General features: G+C 58.7%; 5 protein-coding genes. 2 read left to right on the top strand and 3 right to left on the bottom strand.

Going from position 1 to position 20783, the window contains the following annotated elements; genetic code table 11:
• The first annotated feature begins 2 nt into the window (after positions 1 to 2).
• Together Mal15_RS24890 and Mal15_RS24885 are read left to right on the top strand one after the other, a co-directional pair.
• Positions 3 to 1331, top strand: coding sequence for a hypothetical protein (locus Mal15_RS24890; protein ID WP_199773731.1), 1329 nt, complete (start codon positions 3 to 5; stop codon positions 1329 to 1331).
• 262 nt (positions 1332 to 1593) lie between these two features.
• Positions 1594 to 3540, top strand: coding sequence for an SHD1 domain-containing protein (locus tag Mal15_RS24885; RefSeq protein WP_147870227.1), 1947 nt, complete (start codon positions 1594 to 1596; stop codon positions 3538 to 3540).
• 89 nt (positions 3541 to 3629) lie between these two features.
• On the opposite strand, the gene Mal15_RS24880 is transcribed toward Mal15_RS24885, so the two are convergent.
• The 3 genes from Mal15_RS24880 to Mal15_RS24870 form a co-directional block, all read right to left on the bottom strand.
• On the bottom strand, positions 3630 to 15896 hold the full coding sequence (locus tag Mal15_RS24880; protein WP_147870226.1) for a PKD domain-containing protein: 12267 nt from the start codon (positions 15894 to 15896) through the stop codon (positions 3630 to 3632).
• 377 nt (positions 15897 to 16273) lie between these two features.
• The gene (locus Mal15_RS24875) at positions 16274 to 19882 is read right to left on the bottom strand and encodes a WD40 repeat domain-containing serine/threonine protein kinase (RefSeq protein ID WP_147870225.1); all 3609 of its coding nucleotides are present in this window, start codon (positions 19880 to 19882) and stop codon (positions 16274 to 16276) included.
• Positions 19879 to 20592: an RNA polymerase sigma factor gene (locus Mal15_RS24870; protein ID WP_199773730.1), complete on the bottom strand. Its 714-nt coding sequence runs from the start codon at positions 20590 to 20592 to the stop codon at positions 19879 to 19881. The genes Mal15_RS24875 and Mal15_RS24870 overlap by 4 nt, the downstream gene beginning before the upstream one ends.
• Positions 20593 to 20783: the final 191 nt, after the last annotated feature.

Genomic DNA, 20783 nt, shown 5'->3' with positions numbered 1-20783 from the left:
CAGTGAAACCTAAGCCAGTGCAGCTTGATCGTCGTCGTTTCTTGGCCCGATCGGGTCGGCAGACGTTGTTCGGATTGGGCGCGTTCCACTGCGCCGCCGGATTGGCACCACAGCACCGGGCCGCTGCGGATGAATCGGTCGCCGCACCCGGCAAACGTCCCAAGATCGCCTTTCTGGGCACGGTGGTTCGACGCCATTCACATGCCCAACACTTCCTCGATCGCCACACGCTGGGCTACAGCTGGAACGGCCGCTGGCAGCAACCACGGATCGACGTCGCTTCGGTCTTCATCGACCAGTTTCCCGACGATGACCTTGCCCGCGGGCGTGTCAAGCGTCACGGATTGAAGCTCTTTCCGACGATCGAAGAAGCGCTGACGCTGGGCGGGGAAACGTTAGCCGTTGATGGCGTCGTGGTCATCGGTGAACACGGCGACTACCCCCGCAACGAAAAAGGGCAGTACCTCTATCCACGCTACGACTGGTTCAAGCGAATCGTCAACGTCTTTGAACGCAGCGGACGGAGCGTGCCGGTGTTCAACGACAAACATCTGTCAACCGACTGGAACGAGTGTGTGGAGATGGTCGACGATGCCCGGCGGTTGGGGTTCCCCTTCCTGGCCGGATCGTCGCTGCCGGTGACGCGGCGGATGCCCGCGATCGAAATGCCCTATGACGCCCCGCTGCAAGAAAGCGTGTGCGTGGCCTATGGCGGTATCGACAGCTACGACATTCACGCCCTGGAAACCGCCCAGTGCATGTCCGAACGACGCGCCGGAGGCGAACGCGGCGTCAGACGGATTCACGCACTGCGAGGTGACAACCTTTGGAAACGGCTGGAATCGGAGGATTGCAAAATCACCCGACAACTGGTCGCCGCCGCGCTTTCGCGCAGTCACAATCTGCCTGTGGAAACCGGGTTCCCGACCGATGTGCCTTCGATCGACTGGATGCGTCAAACCATGCCACAGACGACCGGTTACTTGATCGAACACCTGGACGGGCTGAAGACGACCATGCTGCTGACGGGAATTCGCGACTTCAACTATGCCGGGATGCTGGCCGATGGTAGCCGGGTGTCCTGCCAAATGTACTTGCCCATGCCCGGTCACGGTTCGACCACGGCTGACTTTTTCAACCCGCTGGTCCGGCACATCGAGACGATGATCCTGGACGGTAAAGCTCCCTATCCCGTCCAACGGACCCTGCTCACCTCGGGAATGGTCATCGGAGGCGTCGACAGTCTTCACGCGGGCGAAAAACCGATTGACACCCCGCATCTGGACATCGCCTACACCGCCCCGAAGGCGTCGACGTTTTGGAGCGAGTAACGCGACCGAATTGCCTCGCGCAGGAAACAGCATCGAACGTAGCGACCGGCGTTAGAAGGTGGTCAAAAAATGAGTGGGTCAAAACATAATGCCCTCGAATCGTGCACCACACACAGCTCCCATTTTTTGACCAGCAAATTTTTTGACCACAGCCCTTTCCGCCCGCCCACGCCTATCCAGCGTGGTTCGGCACGACACGGTGCTGATCGTGTATTCTGGACAACGAAAGCTCCCTCGTCGTCCTTGTTTAGGATCTCGATTCATGCAAACACCTCTCTCCACACACTGTTTTTTTTCCGCCGCACTCACCCTCTCTCTGGCACTGGTTTCTTCACCGTCGGTCGCCGATGAACCACGGGTCTGGACGGATTCGACCGGCAAGTTTCGCGTCACGGCGAGCTTGATCGAGGTTCAAGACGACGTCGTGTTTCTGAAAACCGACGCGGGAAAAACACTCAAGATTCCGCTGACGCGACTCAGTCAGGCCGACCAAGATTTCTTGGAAGCCGGCGAGAACCCGTTCGAAATGGTCGATGCAGCCCCGCAGCCTCGCACCACGGTTCCCGCCACTGTTCCCGCCGCACAGTCAAGTGGCGCCAGCCCATCACGCTCGGCATGGGACAACCCGCCGGTGGTCAATTGGAACAACGTGCCGACGATCGACAGGGGATTCGGGGAGAGCCCATGGACTTACACGCCGCCGGCCAGCAACACGTTAGCCTTTGAACCCAAATCCGCCTCGCTGCCCGGGAAGGCCAACTTTTTCGAAGGCATGCGACGATTGAAGGTCAACCCGTTGGCGGCGCGCTGCGTGGCAGGTTACACGTGGACATTCAGCACACCGAAGCCGCTCAGCCGAATCTCATTGGTGGATCTGCCGTCGGGTAAAGCGATCAACTCCGAACCGGTCGAGTGCAACATGTGCCCGCTGGCGGTCCTGAATGACGGCCAGACGGTGTTGATGCAAGGAACCGGCGGCGACCGCGACGGGTTTGAAACCGGCGACCAGCTTCAACTCTGGAATTTGACGGGCACCAAGGTCACGCGTTCGGGAATCTGGGTGCCTTTCAAAGACGACAAAAAGGCATTCGGAAAAACCAGCAACGCCCATCCGGTCCAGGCCATCCCGATCGACGGCGACCTGCTCGTGATGCTCGGCGATAACGGCCACCTTGCCTGTTTCGACTTGGCAAGCCTCACCCCGGTTTGGCATGCCCGCCTGTCACGCAACTTTGAAGTCACGTTGACGACCGATCGAAAGCAGATGTTTGTGCTGGACGAACAAACGCTGATGTTGGTCGATCCCGCGAGCGGACAATCCAAAGGCAGCATGCAACTGGAAGGTAAACCGCGTCTCGGCTGGACCAAAATGCGGCTCAACGAAAGCGGCGACAAGATGCTGCTCTCGTTTATCAACACGCTTCGTGTCATGGACCTGACGACCGGAGAAACGATCGACGAGTATTCACGCGAAGGCGGAGCCCCGATTGCACCCAATGGGCTCAGCTATCCCGCGCCCGACTTTGCGCTGTTGAACAACCACTTGCTGTTGCACATCCCGTCACGGATCACCGTCTGTGATTACAAGGATGCGGCGGCGATCACTTCGGTCGGCGGAACGGAGTTCGTCGGACTGCTGTCCGACAAAGGCGGTTTGATCGTTCCGACTTCGATCCCGCATCCCAAGGCGACTGAGATTCTGAAGCAAGCCGTGGATGATCCCAGTGTGTTTTTGATCCACCCGGGCGTCAGCGTCGCACTTGATGTTTCAGGCGTCCCGGGGAATGACCGTGCTGAAGTCGAACAGAAACTAAAAGTAGCGATCGCCAAGGCCGGATACAATCTCAACAACAGCGCCGCGATCAAGATCAAGGCGGGGATCACGGGTCCGAAACAGGAAGCGATCTCATACATCGCCCGAGGCGCTTATATTGCCAACGTCTACAATTCGACGATCACAATCGAAAGCGGAGGTACGAAGGCGTGGTCGCGTTCGGCAGGCAACATTCCGATGATGTTACAAACCGAGCGGGGACAGTCGATTCAGGAAAAACTGGATGAACTCGGGAAACGTCCCAATCTCTCGTTCTTCGAAACCGTCGCGCTGCCCAAATTGCTGCAAGCACCAACGCAGTCGTCGGCAGGCAACACGCAAAACGCGCTGCTGGTTTCCAAGTTCACGTTGCGAGGTTTGGTCGATTCGAAATGAGAAGCGAAGCGATCATCGATCGCTTCGGCGAGATAGATTTCGTTGATCGGCTCGTCAGACCGGGAAGATCCACTCCGCGAGCAGTGAGCTCACAAACTCCGACCGCGTGGCCGATACAATCCGCTATCGAGCATGGGTTGTTCAAGCGAAGGATCCAAGTGTTCCAGGGGGTCCCGATCCTTCATCAGCGTGTCGACCGCGTCGTGCCAAGCTGCAACCGGCGGTGTGTACCTCGGGGCCGAGCCCGCAGACGGACCTGTCGAACGCGCCAGTGCGTTGATGACCTGAAGGGCGTCGAGCAACGTCACGCGTCCATCCAGGTTGACATCGTAGATACCTGTCTCGGACGCAGCCCCGTCGGCTTCGCCCTTGGCACGGTGAGTCATCGATAGACGGTTGATGATCAACAATGCGTCGAGCGCGGTTGATTCACCGTTGCCGTCAACATCGACCCACCAGATCCAGGGCTGATCGCTCGCTCCCTCGATGAACTCGTTGGCCCCTTTGCGATCGTGCAGCCGATCGTCGTCCCCGTCGTCGATGATGCCAGAAAGAGCACTCACGGCGCCGCCTGGATCCGCGGCGGCGGCCCACGACTGCAGTGCCGCATCCAAATGCCCGACCGTTGTCACCGCACTTTCGTCGGCACCGATTGCATCACCGATCAACAGGTCATCCCCATGATCGCCGTGGATCTTGTCTTCGCCGTGACCGCCGATCAGCAGGTCGTTACCGCCGTGGCCCCTGATGTCATCTTTCCCCGCCCCGCCCAGTAGCGCATCTTCGGTATCGCCGCCCTGCAAGTGGTCCAGTCCAACACCACCGAAGACGATTTGACGAATCGAGATTGATGATCCCTTCTTGCCATCGATTTTTCCGTGGTAGTGATCATCGCCACCACATAAGAATGCGACGATTCGCTGAATCGACGATGCCTGAAACGTCGCTTTGACGTGGTCTTGACCGGCGCCCTGGTTGAATTTCACATTGAGATCGAGTTCGTCCTTTTTCTCCTTGTAGTCCAACTTGACATGATCACGGCCGCCGGTGCCGATAATAAAGAGTGTGCCATCGACCAGACCTACGCCCTGGATCACCGCCGCTGTTGTGGCGATCTCCGACACGCCACCGTCGTCGTCGATCACCTTGGCGGTGATTTCATAAATCCCAGGCCCAGGATAGTCATGCTGTGCGGCGAAGCCTCGCGTCAATTGATCAACGTCGATCGTATCCGGATCGCTCCCATCCCCCCAGTCAATCACCGCGACGTGCGTGTCGAGCGATCCGATGTCGCCCACGCAGCCGCTGATGGTGACCGCCAGATCATTCGATTTGGCTTCCAGCATCGCAGCGTCGCTGACAAACTCGAGCACGTCGGGATCGACATTGGCGACCGTGATGCCGGTCGATCCTGTGTCGTCGGCGGCGGTGTTGGCAACGGTGACGTCGATGGTGTTGGAATCGGCAGGGGTGTCTGTCGGATCATCATCCAAATAAGGATGGGTCAGCGTGATCGAGCGCTCTCCGACCGGCAGTGTCTGGACCGTCGGCTCCACTCCGTCGCCCCAGTCGACCGTGATGGTATGGGTCTGATTGGGATCGGTGTCGCTGAAATCGACGGTCAACACCGCAACATCATTTTCGTTGATAGAGGCCTGGGCGAGCGTGATCGAATCTATTTCGGGAATCGAGAGGTATTGGACCGTGGTGGTTACGATCTCGCTGACATCCCCATCGTCGTCGGTAACCCGAAGGCCGATATTGAAAACTTGCCCAGGGAAGGCACCGGTTGCGTCGAAGATGGGGTTGGGTCCGGTCGCATCGCCGAAAACCCCATCGTCATCGAAATCCCATTCGAACGTGAATGTGTCTAACGGACTTTGATCGATCGCCAAGGCACTCAACGTCACTTGGGTGGCCGGGAGCAGGATCTGGTAGGGGCCTCCCGCATCGGCGACCGGGGCGACGTTGACGATTTGCACGCGGGTGGATCCCGCGTTGGGAGCCCGTCCATCCTCATCAACCAGGTCGACGTTGATGATGGTGTCAACATTGCCGGGGAACGGCGGATCATCCAGATACACGTGGGGCACCACACCGCCGAGATCGCTCACTTCCTGCGACGTCAGCTGGGTAGATGAGCCGTCACCCCAATGAATGACGTAACGCGACACCGTGTCGATGATCGCCGGGTCGATCACCGGCCCGAGGGTCAGCTGGTACTCGGTATTCTCCTCGATCGATGCCGGTCCCGAGAGCGAGATCGTGGGCGGCTGGTTGAGCACGGGGACGGTCAAGGCAGCCGGATACTGCTGGCCGACCTCGTCGATTGCAAACGCATTGACATTAATGCCACTGCCATCCCCGTCGGGAAAGACGTGAGAGAGGGTCACGTTGGTGGACGGTTCTTCCAGCGGGATCGTTTCGGCGCCAGTTCCGTCATTCCATTCGATCCGCCAGCGGACGATGTTCGTGTTGGTGCCTTCGGTACCCGGGTCGAGTGTGACAAAGAAGGGGCTGCCTTCGACGGCGGTTGTCGAACCGCCGCGGATTCTCGGCGTCGGAGGCGTGTTAGTGACTTCTCCGGTCAAGGAATTGGCCGGATGCTCACCATCTTCATCGATCATCAGCGCGGTGATCTGCAGCGGAGCGATCTCGGCGGTGTAGACGAAGGAGACATGGCGAAGGGGCGCTGTCGGGTCGCTGGGGTAGGATACGGGCGTCAGTGGTCCGTCACCGTCCCAATCGATGATCCACTCGGTTGTCGTGTCGTTACCCGGGTCGTCATTGGACAGGATCAACTCCAACGGCTGACCTTCGGCGACGGTGAAATCAATATTGCTGATGGAGGAAAATCTGTCCGGGACGCTGATCATCGGCTCGGCGACATTGGTAACCGCCACCGGGACAGCTGCGGTTGCCTGATAGGTCCCGTCTTCGTCGGTCGCCCACACGGTGATCTGGTACTCACCGCCCGGCTCCGCCGCGCTGTCGTCGAGATACGGATGAGCCGCCGAACGGATGTCGCCAACGATCGCTTCGACCGTGCCGTCGCCCCAGTCGATCGTCCAGTGGGTGATGGTGTCGTCTCCGGGATCATCGATCGCTGCGACCCCAAGCGTGTACACCTGGCCTTCGTCGATCGGCGACGCCCCCGGCTCGGTGATGATCGTCGGATCGACCGGATTGACTTCGACCGTCAGGGTTGCGGTTGCCGACTGGCTGCTCCCGTCGTTCTCCAAGACAATGGCGTTGATCGTGTAGATTCCGTCGTCAGCGTACGTATGGGTAAACTCCGTCGACGTGATTTGTTCGATCGTTCCGTCGCCAAAATCGACCATCCACGAAAGGGGCGTGGTGGTTCCGCCGGTTGCGACCAGCGTGTAATTCCCCGTCCCACCCTCATTCAAAACGGTGGTGCCCTCGAATGCCCGTACACGCGGCGGAATCTCGTTGACGACGACCGTTTCAGTGACCGCTGCATAGGGGCCACCGTCCTCATCAAACGCCGTCGCCGTGATCGTTTGGGTCCCGGATCCGTTGTAGACATGGGGCACGACGCCCGCAGCGATGAAGTAGATGTCATCGACGCTGCCGTCGCTGTCCCAATCGATTTCCCAACGCTCGATCGTATCGTCCCCTGGGTCGGTTGATCCGAGTGTCAAGCTGACCGATTCAAATTGGTGGATCGTGCCAGGACTGACGGTGGCCGAGAGGACCGGATCCGCATTGGTGATGACGATCGATGCGGACGCGATCGTGCGGAGGCCGGACGTGGCCACCTCCACGGCGATCGGGTAATTACCATCGTCGTCGATTCCCAGTGCCTGCAATGCGGACCAATCGAGCGAAAGGGTGCTGCCAGTTCGGTCCCCAAACACCCCGTCACCGTTGAGATCCCATTGATAATCGCTTTCGGCAACGATGACGCCTTCGGCGGACGCGGTAGCGGTCAAATCGACGGAGTTGCCTTCGGCGACGCTTCCCGGAGTGACGGTGATCGAGGCCGACAGAGCGGCGAGAGCCCCCAGGTTCTCGATCTCTTCCCACTTCACGATTACCTGACCGCCCACACTGATCTGGCCTTCGGGGGTCTCCAGTGCAGTCTCCGGATCGGCATCAAACGTCAGCCCGCCGACGATGTAGGTCAGCGTATCACCCAGCGGGGGATTGTTGTCGAACAGAGGGCTGTCACCGTTGATCGAGACAATCGCGTCGTCACCGGAGATGTCCAAGCCCGGCAGGTTGACGTCGATCGTGTCGTCGCCACTGCCAAGTTCGATGGTCGTCTTTTCACCCACGACCGATCTCAAACTGACGAAATCACTGCCCGGCCCGGTATCGACGGTCAGTCTGCCCGGTTGAGAGGCGATCGATACATCATCGGCACCGCCAAAGGTTTCAATGGTCAACGGGACGACGCTAACGCCAGTGGAACTGACGCTGTCGCTGAAATCACCGCCGCCTTCGGCGTCCGCAGATGCGACTGTCAGAGAAGCGAAGTGGTCATCGAATCCGACCCGGTAGCTACTCGTCCGGACAAAGTTGCTGGGGGTGATTTCGATCGCCGTCCAGCCGTTCGGGCTGGTGACATACAGCAGATCGGGCAGGTATTCGTTCTCCGAGGCGGCGAAGGTCAGTGAGGTCATCTCGACGATCCCCTCGATGCCTAGAATTCCTTCTGCCGTGCGTTGGGAGAAGGACAGCCTTCCGGTGGAATGATCGCGTCGATAACTGATGATCACGCCCTCGGCGGAACCGGCGAAGACGTATCGATCATCTCGGCTGGAGACAATATCGACGACGTCGCTCAGAGAGCCGGCACCACCCGAACCGCCGGAAACGGTCTGCAGCAGCGTCAGCTCGCCTTTGTGATTCACGTTGTAGACCTTCAGCAGACCGTCGCTCGTGCCGGCGTAGATCTGGTCGCCGATCAGTTTCACACTCGTCGCATTTGGCAGCGGTTCAAACCGGGCACCTGGTTCGTTAGCAACATCACTTTGCAGCCGCGTGGCAATGCCGCCGTCGGAACCACCGAGGGCGAGGAAAATGAAGTCCGATTCTGGATCGATGGCAAATTCACTGGTGAAATCAAGAGTCCCTGTCCCCGTTCCCTGAGTCAGGTATCCGGTCGTCTTGTCACGAGTGAACGGGGTGACGCTTCCGAGAGAAGCAGCCCACAAGGTGTCGCCGTCGGGGCTGAGCTGCAGGGTGCGGACGCCGTTGAATCGTACAAACCCGTCGATCGTTGGGTCAAATGTCAGGTCACCACTGGCGCCGTCGCGGCGATACAGCGTGATCCCGCCGCCGCCGGTTCGATCGGAGGTCGCCACGTACAGGTGTTCGTCGTCGCCGATGTCGTCGGCAAGTAACAGGTCGGTGGCAAATGCAAGGCCCTTGTCACGAAGCCGATCAAACTCCCAGTCATCCGGCGTCAGGATGCTTTCCGGATTCATTTGCGGGTCGCCGTCGACCGAACGATCAAATTCGATCAGAAATCCGTTGTCGGAAAGTCCGTAAGCGTTTCGCGGCCGATCGGTGGAATAGACCAGTTTGAGTAACGAAGAAGTGTCAAAGGTTTGTCTCACACCATCAGCCACCTGCTGAATGGCCTCAATCGAGTCCCCGCTCGTGGGTTCGGTAAAGGTGGTGAACTGTTTCTCGCCCGTGGTCGCGATCAAGCGTCCGCTACGAGGATCTCGTGCAAGTGAATCGCTGTTGAGGTCGTTCGTGACCGAGAGGGCGCCTGATGTTGCAAACGGCATTGCCGTGAGAGCCGGTCGCGAATTTGAACGCTCATCCAGAAATAGACCGTCAAAACCAAGGTGGTAAGCTTGCAATTCAGCACCGTTGTTGATGTAAACAACAGTCCCGTTACCGTTGAATTCCAGATCGTTTTCAGAATCGGAACTGGGTGCATTCTCACGGGGTAGAAATGCAACATCCTGGATTTTTTCCAGTTGATCCGTTGCACCGTTCTTGGTGAAAACCGTGATCCGGTCCCTTTGGACAAGGTAGACCTTTCGCGGCGACGAATGGCGAACCGGCTGAACCTCCAACTTCTCTCCCTGACCCGGGCCACGTCCAGTTTCGTAATCCAAAAACGGTCCCCTTAGACGGGTCTCGTTGTTGGGATCCGCTGAATAGCGATGTACCTGGAGGCGTGACCGGTGATCGGTGAGTACAAAAAGGTTCTCGCCGCTGGGGTCCCACACCGAATCGATCGGGACTCCCGTCGCTGGGCCTCCTTCGAATTTCCCCTCAATCAGTTTTCCCGTGTGACCAACGACCGAAAGCCGCTCGCGTTCGAAACGTAGGACATGTGTTTCCGGATCCGGTGCGCCGGTGTCTTCGACGGTCAAAAAGACGCGTTCCTCGATCACCTGCATGTCAACGATTGCCGGATAACCCTTCAACCGCAATGTAGCTTCGGGAAACTCGTCAATCACTTCGACCAGCGATAGAGCCCCCGACGCGGTATCACGTTGATAAACCGCAATTTTGCTCGTGCGCTCACTCGGCAAATGCTTACTGACATAAAGAAACGTCCCGAAGGGATCGAACCGCAATTGCGTGCGACTTGACAGCGATCCGAATGGGGAATCAATCTTGCCAACGGGAAAAAACTCGTATCGGGTATCAAGAGACTCTTGAAAGATACTGATTCCATGGTCGCCCGCCGCGTACAGGCTTCTTCCCGGGGCCCCTGTACTGGGAGCGAAGATCAATTGCAGCGGTCCGTCCAAAACCGGCATTTCCGGATATTCGACGACGACTTCCGACGATCGGGCTGCCGGTTTTAAAACGTCACCGCCTTGAATCACCTCGACGAGTCGATCTTCGATGCGAAAAGTTTTTGAGGACTCCGCGGCGTCGACGACTTGCAGTGTGTCCTGGGTCGTTGCTGCGGTGGTTCCCCGGAACTCGATCAAATCAATTCCTGAGGTGTTTTCGATCAGCGGCCCGGTCAAACCTGCGACCAGCACCTCGCGGTCCTTCACCGAAAATTCCAGCGCATGAATGTTCTCGCGGTTGTCAACGATCAACTTGTCGACGGTGGCCCTCAAACGGTCGCCATCGCCGAACTCGTTTCGAAGTCCGCTGGCGTCGGAATCCAGTTCCAGAATCACTTGCTCGGCCGTGATCGTCGCGACGTTGGTCAGCCGTTCCACGAAGACGTGATCGCCGCTGCCGCCTCGGATCGTCGAGTCTGCCGCCGGCGCGTCGATCCGGACGCGATCGGAACCGCTGCCGGTCGTGACGGTGATCTGTTCCAAGCCTGAAAAAACAAGTCGCTCGTTTGCAAATCCACGAATCGTTCTGCTCTGCAAGGTTGCATCGATCGGGTCGGACTGGCCGCTGCGATCGATCACCAGTTCATCTCGATCCTCGCCCGCGTCGAGTTCGACCTCGGCCGAGTTGTTGATCCACCGGATGGTGTCTTCGCCGGCCAGCGTTAAGACTTCGACTTCCACGGCGACGCCGTTGATTTCGACGGTGTCTTGACCGTTCCCCAGTCGGTATCCAGCGATCGTTTCGATACCAGCATAGGATGTACTCTCCGAGGGGAAGGGATCGTCCGTGATCGTCGAATCGTTGATCGACTGGGCGGTGTAATTGCCATCGCCGAGTGATGTTTTGATACCGACGATGCCCAGCCCGCTGATTTCAGTGCCCAGATCAACCGTCAGTTCATCCTCTCCGCCGCCCCCGCTGACCAGGATGTCGCCGTAGCCCGAAATCAACTCGTCGTTGTCGTCACCGCCTAGGATGGAGTCGGCACCGCCTCCGCCATTGAGCGTGTCCTCACCGGGTCCTCCGAAAAGTGTCTCATCGCCATCGCTGCCAACGATGACGTCGTTCTCTGCGCCACCATCGAGCGTGCCACCGGTTCCAGTTCCGCGGATGGTGTCTTCGCCCTTGCCGCCGGCGACAGACGTACCGACCAGAAAGTCGTCCATGTCCGATCCGATCACGGTATCGCCCACGTTGCGGTCCGGCAGTGGGATCGGGTCGCCTTGGCCGTCGCGTTCCAGTCTTCCCAGAGCGTCGAGTTTGTAGCCATAGACAAAACCGCCACTGGCGGTATTCGCGCTGGCATCGATCGTATCGGCACCCGGGCTTGAGAGGACCACGTTGGACCCTGCACCGGTAACAACAACGTCGTCTCCTCGACCAGGGTCGATGAAATCGCTACCGTTGCCGCCGTAGATTTCATCAAAAAAACCGTCCTGCTGGTCACCACCGATCAGCGTATCTCCGCCGCCGGCTCCTTCCATTCGAATCGACAGGGAACTGACGTCCGACAAGTCGAAGACGTCACCATGAGGTCCGCCCGTGATCACGATCAGCGGCGGCTGATCGGGTTTGTATGGAACCGTGGTCTCACCGCCAAATCCGATCACCGTAATCTCGTTACCATTCTGTTCGACTGAGATCACCGCCGGCCCGTCCTCGTCGCTGACATCGCCCTCAACACGGTCACGAGCGTAGGGGCCGGTGTGAATCCGGATCACCTCTTCGCCGTTCTCGATTCTCGGCGATGCTAGGATCGGGTTCGGTTCGTCCAGACAATCGAGATCAAAGCCCAAATCCTCAAGTAGGTCTTTCAGTTCACCTCGTTGAAAACTTAAATTGACGTCGATTTCAGTCAATCCTTCCAGGCCGATGTCGCTCAGACTACCGCCGATACCGAAAAACTCCACCTCCAGGTCGAGCTCTCCTGACAGGTTGGCCGACGCATCGACCAGACAGAACACCTTATCGGGATCACCGCCGGTAACGCTTTGTATTTCATCGAGTCGCAGTGCGCCGTCTTCATTGGGGTCAAGAACATCCAGGCCCACACTGCCACTCAACTCGGCTCGCACGCTTCCCGATGCGATCTCCACATCAACTTTTGCATTGGCCCCCGCTTCGATCTGGACATCGACTTCCTTGCCGTCCGAGTTGCGAATGTAAATCCCGTCGAGAAGATCATCCCAATTGGGGTCGTCGCCACGACGGAAGGCACCAACAATCTTGCCAAGACCGATGGTGTCGTAAACGAGCCCCAACTCGGTGTTGATCTCGGCCTCCACGTCACCGTTCAAAGTGGCGGGCCCGAAGTCGATATTGATGCTCTTGCCGAGCGTAACGTTCAGTGCGGGAATGTTCAGACTGACCAGGTCAGCATCCTCGCCGCTTAGCAGGCTGACAAAATTGGTCGGCTGCAAGAAGTCGAAACGCAAGCCGCCGACCGTGCTGGTCGCCTGATTGTAGGCGTTGATGAACTGGCTTGCCTCGGTGCTCGTCGCCGAATCGATCGCCGACGCCGCCGCACAGGGTGCGAGAACTCGGCTGTCGGCATTCTCGGGCTTGAAGTATTCGAAGCAACCCAAGGCGATTGCCTCGCCCTCGTAATCCCGGAGCAAAACCTCGACCGATTCGGCTATTCCGAGCACGGTTCCCAATGCTTCACGGAAGCGATAAATGTGGTCTTTGTTGTCACCCGCCAAGTCCAACAGCTTTTCCGGGATCGAATTCCATTTGTCGTGCAATTCGTCCAGCACCGGCAGCTTGAGATCAAGGAAGTTGTCACCTGCCAGACCTCCCACGATGACCGACGCAGGGCCAAGTGCGGTACCGACAAAATTGGCGATCGGCTGGACGAACGTTTCCAGAAGCGTTCCGATGTCAATCGAAACATTTTCGAAACTGAGCGTTTCAAGTTCGTTGGTGTATCGTTTTTCCCCCGCCTCATCGTTGTCCGGATCGGGCGTCTTCGGGTTTTTGAATTTGGCCGAAGCGGTTGCGTCGAGCACAAAGTCAAACTCGATTTGGGGAAACAGCAATCCTTGGTCGATCAGCGGCACCGTGGGGATCGAGTCGCCGGCTTCCTCAATCAACGCGTTCAAGTCGGCTGTGGTGTGCAGTTTTAATGCCAACGAGGCTTCGGCTTCGGGCTGAAATCGATCGGTGATCTTCGTCGCGTCCTGGATGTCGCCGCGGGTCACCCGATCGAGAAACGCTTGATCATTAGGATTCTGTCGCTGGTTGAACAGCGTCCAGTTCGGGTCATCAATGTCGACGGTAAACACCACCGAAATCTTGGACTGGTCGGTCGACGGGTAGTCGATGTCCATTGTCGGACCCGGGTTGGCTGCATCGCCGCGCGAAGTCAGAACAAAGAATCCTTCGTCATCGATCTGAACGTCAATCGTCTCGTATGCATTGTTCTTCTGCTGTTGACTGATCGCCTGATTGATCGTGTCGCGGAAGACCGATTCCAGACTCTTGGTGTTCAGTTGGTCTCGCAGCGACTTGATGTCGCGATTCTGTTCCTCGCTGATCGAGATCAGGATCCGCTCTTCGGATTCGGCACCCTGGCCATTGTTAAGCACCAGGGTGAATTCCGTGTCCTGTCGCAACAGCCCGCTCGCAGGGGCTGCAGCGCCGGCACGCAACCGGAACCGGCCCGGCACGACTTCGCTGCTGGCGGTTGTGAAGTCTGATTCATCGAATGGCGAGGCATCAAAACCTAACGCAGCACTCCGCCCGTCATCGAATTGACCGAAGGGACCGGGATCGAGCAAACTGCCGAGGTTGCTTTCCGCAAAACCAAGTTCTCCACCGCCAATGATCGTCATCGATGAGATTTGTGGGATTTCCGCACTGAGGACAATCGAGGGCGTGGTCGGCAAGTCCGGATTGGCAAAACCGTTTATGCTGCCAAAATCGAGCGACACGGTGACCGGGACGAACGCCGTTTGGCCCTCACCCTGTGTCGTCTCGACGTCGTTGAACTTGCCTTCCAACTTCGCAATCAATTCCGCTTGCAGATCGATCAGAAAGGTCCCCAGGTTCTCGATCGCGCCAGCCAGATCATCGTCGGCCCCGGTCGGCAGCGCGAGACCTGAGATGTCGACCTGTACCGGCTCATCGCCACCCGAGTCAATCACCAAGGTGAAGTCGGCCTCCGTCTCGCTGCCGCCGAAGTCGAATCCTCGCTCGGCGGTAATGTCGACGGCAAAGGGAATCCCATCTTCGACTTTTGCCGCCAGCAATCCGATCGTCGCTTCGGCTTGCAGTCCAGCATCGGTGCTGAGCACATCAAAGCCATCGTCGTCTTTGGCGGGGGCGGACTTGATGTCGATCGAAGCGCGAAACTCTTCCACCGGCGTTCCAGTGACATCGACCGCGCCGGAGTTCACGTAGAAGTAGTCGAGGTCGAAATTCGGGTCGATCCCATAACGTTGGCTGAGCCCGAATCCGTAGCGGAGGTCCCAGCGTAAATCGAAACGAAGTCCGTCCGACGCATCGACACTCAATCCGAGTGCTTCCAGCCCCGGCAACGCGGTGGCGGCACCGAGATTGAACTCGAACGGCAGATCTTGGATGGTGCGTTGGCCGAGATGAAAGTCGAACTGGACCCAGCTGGTGCCTGGATCCGGATTCCCGTCCCCCTCGTCGTTTGGACCGTCAAGATCGTCGGCGCCGTAGCTGAGCAGAATGTCGCTCGCCGAAATATCGGTGCCCGCATCGGGGCTGTCCATCAGGATCGGTTCGAGGATCTCGAACATCGCGTTCTGGAAGTCGGCGATCAAGTTCTCGCTGGTTGAAGTAAAGACCGTCTCGACCAACTCCGTCAAATCGGTCTGAATCGCCTCGATCTCGGTCAGCACCGGCTCGACCGCATCGGCAAGTTGCCCTCCGACGATGGGTACCCCGGAAATCTCGTCAACGGCAGTTTCGATGCCGGCAACGATTTCCGCGAAGGTGTCATCAAACCCGTCCTTGACCTGCCCGATCAGACGATCTCGCTCCTCCGTGTCGAGACTCGTCAGTAGTTCCAGAAGTTCGTTGGGCCGATCGTCATTGACGATCGTTCCCGTCGCCCGCGTATCCTCCTCGCTCGCAAACGTCACCTCACCGACAACCGACTTGAATCGCACTTCCAGTCGTTCATCGCCTTCGGGGACGACATCGGGATTCACCGTGATGGTTAACGTTTCGTTGACCGAACCGGCCGGGATCGTGACCGTCTGGAAGGCGGGAACGACGAAATCGGCATCCTTGCCTCCGGCGGCTGCCAGCCCACGTTGGGCAGCGCCTCGCTCATCGTCCGTGGGCAAATCGTCGCCGGCGGCGAAGACTTCGAACGTCACCGTCAACTCCTCGCTGGTATCCCCGGCTCGAGTGATCGGAAACTTCAACTCGGCCGGTGCCCCGCCCGGGTTGCCCTCCTCGACGGTCGCGTCCCCGATACTCAACGATGCGGCAAGCAGATCGCGGCGTTCAAGCTGTTCGGCGCGGCTGCGGCGATGGCGGGTTAGCTTTCGACGACGACGGTGTGCGGTTGACGGGAGAGTAGACATAAGAATTGGTTCGCTGATAAAAGGGCCCAGTGGTCACACCGATTCCGAAGTCATCGGGATTGTCGGCGAGTCGCATCGGGAACCGATCGACGCCGATCGTGTGAACGTCGCAGCGGTGAAGCTCGCCGGTCCCCAGTCCCTTACACGGAGAACCGCCGCCGTGATTCATCCCCCTTATCGGGCGGGGAGCGTGTTTTTTTTGCCAGAGGTCGGCATCGTGGCGTCCCGCCGGTGTTGCCCCGGCCTGTTGATTTAATCAGCCGTATGGCGCGAGCCCAACACCACCTACTGTCGATCACAAACTGAGCCGTGGGCGCTAGCCTCGGGCCTTACATGCCTCGACGGGCAATCCAAGGCCCGCGGCTAGCGCCGTCGGCTCATAAAGTAGGTGCCATTGGGCGCGAGCCTACGGGCCCCGGTGCGATCTTTCGCGGTTTCAATGCCCGTACGCTCGCTCGAAACGGCTGATCCCACGTAGGGTCGGATGATTCGGCGGCGTATCCTCGCGATGCGTCCCAGATCACGATCTTGTTATCGCGCGGCGCGATGATCTTCTCGCCGTCTTCGCTCCAGTCGGCCGCCCGCACTCCTCCGGACCCCACGGTTAACTTAAGCGTCCGTTGCCAACTGACTGGATCCCAGAGCAATAGTGTGCCCCGGGCATCGATCGTCATCAGGCGACGATCTCCCGGCCCCCACTTTAGAGCGTAGACCGTCTCGAATTGCCTGGGCAACTGAGCGATCTGGCTTAGGTCGGCCGCATCCAGGATTCGGATCAGGTTGTCAGAGGTGGAAACCGCCAGCTGCTTTCCTGAGCGACTCCAGGCGACATCGATGACCGAATCTTGCGGCTGATGCCACCGACGAGTCTGCTGAGTCTCAAAGTCCCACACTCGCAGCCCCGACCTGATTCCGCCGATTGCCAATTCTCGCGCATCGGGACGCCAGGCGAGCGACCAGATGCTGCCCGGCTCCCGTTCAATGGTCCTGGCGCATGGTTGCAAATTCGGATCGAAAATCGATACCGATCCGTCATCGCCACCGACCGCGATCCATTTGCCATCCGGGCTCCAGTCGACGGCACGGAGCGTGGCGTCAGGTCGGATCTCACGCGTCGGCCACTCGAACGTGGAATCCCAGACCCGAAGCAGTCCGGGATCGTAAACGGTGCCAACGCCGCCGACGATGGCCAACCGGCGGCCATCCGGTGAGAAATCGAACGCTTTCAAACGGCAGCGACCGTGCTTAGCCTCCGCAAGCACATGCCCGTCGTTCGTGTCACGCAGGATCAATGCTCCGACACCCGACGCCAAAGCGACACGGTCCGCATCGGGACTGAATCCGCAATAACTCACCGGGTGCGTTATCGCCGGTAACTCTCGACGACATGCCGCAGCTTCAGGTCGCCAACATTTGATCGCCCCGTCCATGCCGGTCGAAAAAAGATGCTCGCCAATGGAATCCCACTGGAGGTTAAAGACGTGACGCTCGTGTCCGTGGAGAGTGCGAAGCAGCGTTCCACTTTCCGACTGCCAGACTCGCACCGTTCCATCCCAGGAAGCCGTCGCCACACGCCGCCCGCTCGGGTGCCAGGCCGCCGCGGCGGCCGCGTGGGTATGCGCCATCATCGTCGTCACGATCTGCTGACGATTCCAATCCCAGAGTCTCACGACCCCGTCACGACCACAGACAATGATTTCGTTGGGGTTGGTCGGATGGAACTGGATTGCACGCAGTTCGCCCCATGATTTGTTAGTTTCAAATCGCAATTGTCCCGCATCGCGATCCCAAACCCTGGCCTGCTTCTTCGCCGGATATGCGAGCAGGCGACTATCTTCGGACCAGTCGATCTGAAAAGTGAACTGGACGCTCCTGTTCAAGACGCCGGGCAATTCCTGGGCAACGTCGAACGTGTCGGCATCAAGCAGACAGTAATGGGGCACGGGGCCGGCGGAAGCGGGTGCCCTGCCGATTCTTGCCAGCCAGCGGCCGTCAGGGCTCCACTGAAGCGCGTAAATCGTCAGTGGGCTTGGAGACAGATAGATCCGTTTCCATGTCGTGGTTTCGTAGACCGCGATCCCCTTCGAGCCGCCGACCGCGATGCGATTCCTGGGACCGTCCCAGCTGACGCAGTTCAACGGTCCTACGGGAGAATCAATTTGCCTGAGCACTTGACGCGATTGCAAATCCCAGATCAGTAATTGGGCGTCACGTCCCGCCGACGCCAACCGCTGTTGCGGGCCGAGCGCCAGCGCATGCACTTCGCTGTCGTGTCCGTCAAGGATGAAATCATGCTGGTTGCAAAACGCTTGGATGTAAAACCATTCCCACCCCCGTCGGTCGGGACGATGGCCTGTCGGCCGCCATTGGTCAAGCAGTTCCTGGGCACGCGCAAATCCACGGTGCTGATCCATTGCATTGGCGGCATTGATCATGCTTGCCGAATACAGACTTCGGCTCGTGCGTTCGGATTCTCGTTCCGCTGTTTGGCGAGCGTTCTCGGCGTCGACGGTCGCCTGCCGGGATCGATCGAGGGCATCTTCAAGCTCGTGCAACAATTGTTCGTTCGCGTTGGAAGCCGACCGCGCCTGCTGGAACAACCGCCGCTGCTGCTCCTCCTGATCAAAATAGTAGATGGCCGCACCGCTGCTGGCCAAAGCGATCAGCAGCAACAGCGAGGCGACCGCGGCGAGCGACGCGGCGAGACCACGATTCTGTCTTGCCCATCGGCCGCAACGCTCGCCGAGCGTCGCACGACGGGCAAGAATCGGCTCGTCGTTGAGAAACCGACGCAGATCTTCACGCATCTTGCCGGCCGAGGCATACCGGTCTTCCGGTCTGCATTCCATCGCCTTCTCGATGATGGTTGCCAGATTTCTGGGGACTTGTCGATTGACGCGGGACACGGGCAACGGTCGTCCCGTCGTCACCTGCTTGACCAGCTCCCGGCGATCCACCGCATCGAAAGCCGGGACCAAGGTTGCCATTTCGTAAAGTGTGATGCCCAACGAATAAACATCGCTTCGGCCATCCGACCGGCCACCGAACGCCTCCGGCGGCATGTACCTTATCGTGCCCAGAATATCTCCCGAACGAGTCAATTTCCCATCGTCGTCATCAGCCTTGGCCAGTCCAAAATCGGTGATCCAAACATCGTTGCGATGGTCCAGGAGCAGGTTGCTCGGTTTGATATCGCGGTGGGTGACGCCCTGCGTGTGGGCGTAATGGAGCGCATCACTGACCTGAAGTCCGATCCGCGCTACATTCCGCCAATACGGATCAATCGATGAACCGGTGCTTGAGCCGGTTCCACCCCGTGATCCCGATCTCGCTGGCGCGGCCCCGGACGAGGGCGAGCTCGGTTTCTGGTCGGTCTGCTCCGACTCCTCGCCGCCACCGACGTGCTCCCATATCGATCGGTGGCCGATTTGGTCGGCCGAACGCCGTCCGATCGACTTCAGCTGATCCAGCACGTCATCGAGCCCCTGGCCGACGATCAACTGCATCACGTAGTAGTGAACCCCCTCGGCCTGACCGACACCAAAAACGGGAACGATGTTGGTGTGGTGGAGACGTGCGGCGGCCTTGGCCTCACGCTCAAATCTTGTTCGCTGAGTCCCGCCCCAGGACGATTGCCGCGGCATCACCTTGATCGCGACGCGACGGCCGAGTGAAATTTGTTCGGCCTCGTAAACGATCCCCATTCCCCCGCGACCGATCTCACGAACGATCTGGTAATCGCCCAGTGTCCGATCGACCATCGATTCGTCCGCTGCGGGAAGGTGGTCGGAATCTTCCTCCTCGTCCGCGAGCTTGACCTGTTCCATCACCGCCAGCGTGGGAAGCAAGTCGCGAAGTTCATCGGCAAACTCAGGGTGCTTGCTGACCAGCGTTTCAATGCTCGGGATGCAACCGGCGCGACAATCACGGAGGAACTCGTCCGCGATTCGACCGATCATCTCATCCCGCCGGTCAACTTCGCTCATTTCGAAAACACCTCCATTCCGCCCGGAAACTGCTCCAGCGATTTCCGCATCCGGCGGACTGCACGTAAGTATCGGCCGTAAGTCGCCGTCGGGCTGATCCCCAGAATCTGTGCCACTTCGCCATTGGTCAGCTCTTCGAAATGACGCATCACCAACAACTCTCGGGCTCCGGGTTCCAGTTCGTTAATCGCATCCTGCACTCGTTGCCTCAATTCGACTCGCATCGCGGCCTGGCTGGCCGACGTGAGTCGTCCCAACAGACGTTCGGCAAGCGTGATCGATTCCACGGATGGTAATTTGCCTCGGTGCAGTGAAATTTCACGTCCCGCGTCTCGGGCCTGGGCACCCAAATGAAAGCGGTGGAGATCGACCAGCGTCTGCCCCGTTTCCAAACGCAGCCAGAGGAAGAATGGCAACTCCGGATTCTTCAAATACTTCGGAAACTTCTTTTGGATTATCAGAAAGGTATCCTGTAGCACGTCGCCCGGGTCGACCCTCCGCTGCAGACGCCGGTCCAAACGCAGGCGGATCATCACCAACAGCCGCTCGCGGTGAGCGTCGAACAACTTGCCGATGGCCTCCTGATCACCGCCGGCCGCAGCATCGAACAACGATTCGTGTTCCTGATCCGGTGCCATCATATAATCAAAGGGGAAACGCAGCCGACTCAGCCTTCGCGTCCGCGGCAAGTCATGCTCTTCAGTGACCATTGCGAATTCTTCCTGGTACCAGGAATCTGTCGGTGCCATTCATCTTACTTCGACGCCTACGCAAATGAACAACGTCGGTCTTGAGACGTCTTCAAAAACGCAGGACGGAACGCTGAGAGAACATCGTTATCACGATCCTTCCACAATCGGGCACGAGTACCGTGACACGGAGCACCGCTTCGCTGAGCTAC

It is taken from the genome of Stieleria maiorica (genome assembly GCF_008035925.1).
GTDB classification, from domain to species: domain Bacteria; phylum Planctomycetota; class Planctomycetia; order Pirellulales; family Pirellulaceae; genus Stieleria; species Stieleria maiorica.
The sequence above is the reverse complement of the archived record's forward strand: the minus strand, read 5'-3'. Positions and strand labels throughout refer to the sequence as shown.

Bases quoted from the DNA above. Each gene is read 5' to 3' on its own strand.
- Mal15_RS24885 (WP_147870227.1), top strand. From the start codon at position 1,594: ATGCAAACACCTCTCTCCACACACTGTTTTTTTTCCGCCGCACTCACC.
- Mal15_RS24880 (WP_147870226.1), bottom strand. From the start codon at position 15,896: ATGTCTACTCTCCCGTCAACCGCACACCGTCGTCGTCGAAAGCTAACC.
- Mal15_RS24875 (WP_147870225.1), bottom strand. From the start codon at position 19,882: ATGAGCGAAGTTGACCGGCGGGATGAGATGATCGGTCGAATCGCGGAC.
- Mal15_RS24870 (WP_199773730.1), bottom strand. From the start codon at position 20,592: ATGGTCACTGAAGAGCATGACTTGCCGCGGACGCGAAGGCTGAGTCGG.